General features: G+C 64.4%; 4 protein-coding genes. 2 read left to right on the top strand and 2 right to left on the bottom strand.

Going from position 1 to position 3,191, the window contains the following annotated elements; translation table 11 throughout:
- Together ACFY29_RS34840 and ACFY29_RS34835 are read right to left on the bottom strand one after the other, a co-directional pair.
- The coding region (locus ACFY29_RS34840) for a glycogen debranching N-terminal domain-containing protein (RefSeq protein ID WP_386993033.1) at positions 1 to 1,131 on the bottom strand (1,131 nt) is incomplete at its 3' end.
- Complete coding sequence (locus tag ACFY29_RS34835; protein WP_386993031.1) at positions 1,128 to 1,505, bottom strand: SCP2 sterol-binding domain-containing protein; 378 nt, start codon at positions 1,503 to 1,505, stop codon at positions 1,128 to 1,130. The genes ACFY29_RS34835 and ACFY29_RS34840, both read right to left, overlap by 4 nt.
- A 190-nt stretch (positions 1,506 to 1,695) precedes the next feature.
- On the opposite strand from ACFY29_RS34835, the gene ACFY29_RS34830 reads away from it, so the two are divergent.
- Together ACFY29_RS34830 and ACFY29_RS34825 are read left to right on the top strand one after the other, a co-directional pair.
- On the top strand, positions 1,696 to 2,073 hold the full coding sequence (locus ACFY29_RS34830) for an SCP2 sterol-binding domain-containing protein (protein WP_386993029.1): 378 nt from the start codon (positions 1,696 to 1,698) through the stop codon (positions 2,071 to 2,073).
- The coding region (locus ACFY29_RS34825; RefSeq protein ID WP_386993028.1) for a glycogen debranching N-terminal domain-containing protein at positions 2,070 to 3,191 on the top strand (1,122 nt) is incomplete at its 3' end. The genes ACFY29_RS34830 and ACFY29_RS34825, both read left to right, overlap by 4 nt.

Genomic DNA, 3,191 nt, shown 5'->3' with positions numbered 1-3,191 from the left:
CTCGTCCTCGAACTCATGCACCAGGGCGGCATCTCCGGTCCACCGCTCGTACTCGTCGAGCAGGATCACGTAGAGCGGGGTGACGTCCGCGCTGCCGTAGTACGGCGACTGCGGGCGTTTTTCGAACGCGACCAGCTCGCCGTAGCGGAACTCGCGCAGGATCTTTCCCGGCTCCTCGTCGCGGAAGTCGTCCAGCACGGAGCCCTGATCGATCCCCAGCATGTGCAACGTGGCCACGGCGAGCTCCGGGGTGAAGGGCATCGCCTGCAGGCTGGCAAAGATGGAGTCACGCCCAGTGACGGTCGCGGACCACGGCAGGCCGGCGGCGGGCATCGCCACCTTCGGGAGCGTCAGCGGCGAGTATCGCAACGCCGCAAGGTCGACGAGGCTACGCCGATACGTCCTCGTCAGCGGCTCCCAGTCACACGTCAGTTGCGGCGCCTTATCGAGCCACTGGTCGAGGTCCCGCTGGAGTTGCTGCTCGCTTCGCCTGGGGCGGCCGGGATACACATGCTCACGAACATCCTCGCCGTCCGGACGCAGCACCAGTCCTCGGACCTGCAGTGTTGTGGTCCACTGTCCGTGCGGTCCGACGAGGATCTTGTACGTCAGCCCGCGTTCGTCGATCTGCGCCGGCTCGGTCGTGGAGATGACCGTCTCGCGCCGGAACTTCTCACGCTCGTAGCCGAGATGCAGGAACCCGTCCTCGACACGCCGGTGGATCCTTCCCTCTGGCTGCTCCGGCTGCGCGACCGCGAGCAGAGGTATGAAGTCGGAGTCCGCCTCGACGCGGACGGTGAACTCGGCCGGTTCCCCGGAGTGGTTGAGGATGCTCAACCGCTCCGTGAAGCTGCCAGCGATCGACCGTTCACGGATGACCGACACCTTGGCGTCCAGGTAATGGGTCGGAGCGCCCGGAACCAGGAAGAAACGCACTTCGAAATACCGCGAGTCGTCCACCGCCAGCGCGTGCAGCCGCTCACCGTTGACGCTCAGCTGCCAGAGCGACAGGAATCGGGTGTCGAACGAGAAGAACCCGCACGGGACGGTGGGCGTCGCTTCGATGTCGCCACTGTCATAGCTCAACACGAAGATGTTGCCGTCCAGGATCCTGACGAGCTTCGCACTCATCTATGCCCCCCACGTTCGCGGGCGAAGGTCCGCGGATGGCGCGCGCCGGGCGACTCGGGAAAGAGCCGCTCCAGCAGGACTATGAACCGAAATTTGCCTTCGCTCGTGATCTCGTTCCGCAGCCACGCCGGCAACGGTTTCTCCTCGCCGCGGGCCATGCGGTCGAAGAACGCGTTGTCGGTACGGATGACGCAGTCGGCGTCGCGCTTCTCCCTCGATACCTGAACATCACCATTGATGATGGTGACGAGCCAATGGTCGATCCCGTGATCGTGTTCGAGGTCGAAGCGTATGGTGCCGTTGGTCTTCCTCAGCAGGCGTTCGGACCCGCGGTGGTCGAGTTCGTCGAAGAACTCACTGGTCGCATCCGACATCAGCGCCACCCCTTACAGGTCGACCGGCTCAACAGGCAGCGTCGCTCACCCAGTGGTGCCGCGGCATCACCCGCAGCGGGTGAGATTGGAACACCGGTGTCGCCCGCACCAATCTCATCCGATACGGGTGATGCCGAGGTGCCCCGGCCCGGGTGATGCTGTGCTGGTCAGAACTGACCGAGGGAGTCTGATGTCGGATCCTACGGCGGAGTTCTTCGACGGGCTCGACCACCGCGGCCACGAACCCCTGCTTCAGGAGGCCACCGGCACCATACGCTTCGATCTCGAACACGATCACGGGGTCGACCGTTGGTTCGTGGTGATCCAGCAGGGTGATGTCCGCGTTTCGAGAGAGGAGCGCGAGGCCGACTCGGTCATCCGCGCCGACAAGGGGCTCTTCGACCGGATCGTCAGCGGCGAGGAGAACCTGTACGCGGCGTGGGTGCGTAACGAACTCAGGGCCGAGGGCGAGGTGCGGCTGGCCCGCCTCTTTCAGCGAGCCTTCCCGGGGCCGCCTGGCGCGCACCACCCGCGGATGTTCGCCTGGGAGCGGAGACGGCAGGCATGACTGAGGATCTCGTCAGGCTTCTCGACGGCAACACTTTCGTGGTCAGTGAGGACACCGGCGACTTCGACGCGTCTCCCACCATCCCGACCGGCCTGTTCTCGTTTGATACCCGGTTCCTGTCGAAATGGCTGCTCAGCATCGACGGTGAACGACTCAGCGCGCTCACGGTCGACGACATCGAGTATTTCGAAACGCGGTTCTTTCTCGTCCCGGTTGCTCCGACTCCTCTTGTCGACCCCAAGATTTCGGCCATCCGCGAACGCTCGATCGGTGGCAGCTTCCACGAACGGTTGACGGTGGTCAACCACCAAGGTGAGCCGGTCGACCTCCGGATCCGGTTCGAGGTCGGCAGCGACTTCGCCGATCTGTTCGAGATCAAAGACGTGCGGGAGAAGAAGGGAGATTACTACACGCGGGTCGAAAACGGGTGCCTGCGCCTCGGCTACAAGCGCGAGCAGTTCCAGCGGGAGACAGTCATCTCCAGCACCGAGCCGGCCCGGATCGACGAGCACGGGCTGACGTACGACGTCAGGATCGGGCCACGTGCCGAATGGGTAACCGAGCTGCACGTGCAGACATTGGGCTTGAACGGCCGTGATATCCGGGAGAGCCTCCAGGGCAGACCCGGTCGGGTCAAGAAGGAGATGCGCCTGGACCTGGACCGGTGGCTCGCTGAAAGACCCCGCCTGGTCTGCGACTCCGAATCACTGATGAGGACCTACCGGCGCAGCCTCGTCGACCTCGCCGCGCTGCGTTTCACGCCGCTCACGGCCGGCGGACAACGCCTGCCTGCCGCCGGGCTGCCGTGGTTCATGGCCATCTTCGGTCGTGACAGCATCTTCACCAGTCTGCAGGCGCTGCCGTTCGCACCGCATCTCGCCGCTACGACGCTGCGCCTTCTGACGCTGGTGCAGGGCGTCGTGTTGGACGATTTTCGCGAGGAGGAGCCGGGAAAGATCATGCACGAGTTGCGCTACGGGGAAACGGTCGGGTTCGAGGAGCAGCCGCACTCACCGTATTTCGGCAGCGCCGACGCGACGCCCCTTTACGTGATCCTCATCGACGAATATGAGCGGTGGACCGGAGACGACAATGCGGTGCGGCTTCTTGAGCGCTCT

Source organism: Micromonospora sp. NPDC000668, assembly GCF_042897975.1.
Classification (GTDB): Bacteria; Actinomycetota; Actinomycetes; order Mycobacteriales; family Micromonosporaceae; genus Micromonospora.
This window is presented reverse-complemented; position numbering and strand designations above follow the sequence as displayed.

Bases quoted from the DNA above. Each gene is read 5' to 3' on its own strand.
- ACFY29_RS34835 (WP_386993031.1), bottom strand. From the start codon at position 1,505: ATGTCGGATGCGACCAGTGAGTTCTTCGACGAACTCGACCACCGCGGG.
- ACFY29_RS34830 (WP_386993029.1), top strand. From the start codon at position 1,696: ATGTCGGATCCTACGGCGGAGTTCTTCGACGGGCTCGACCACCGCGGC.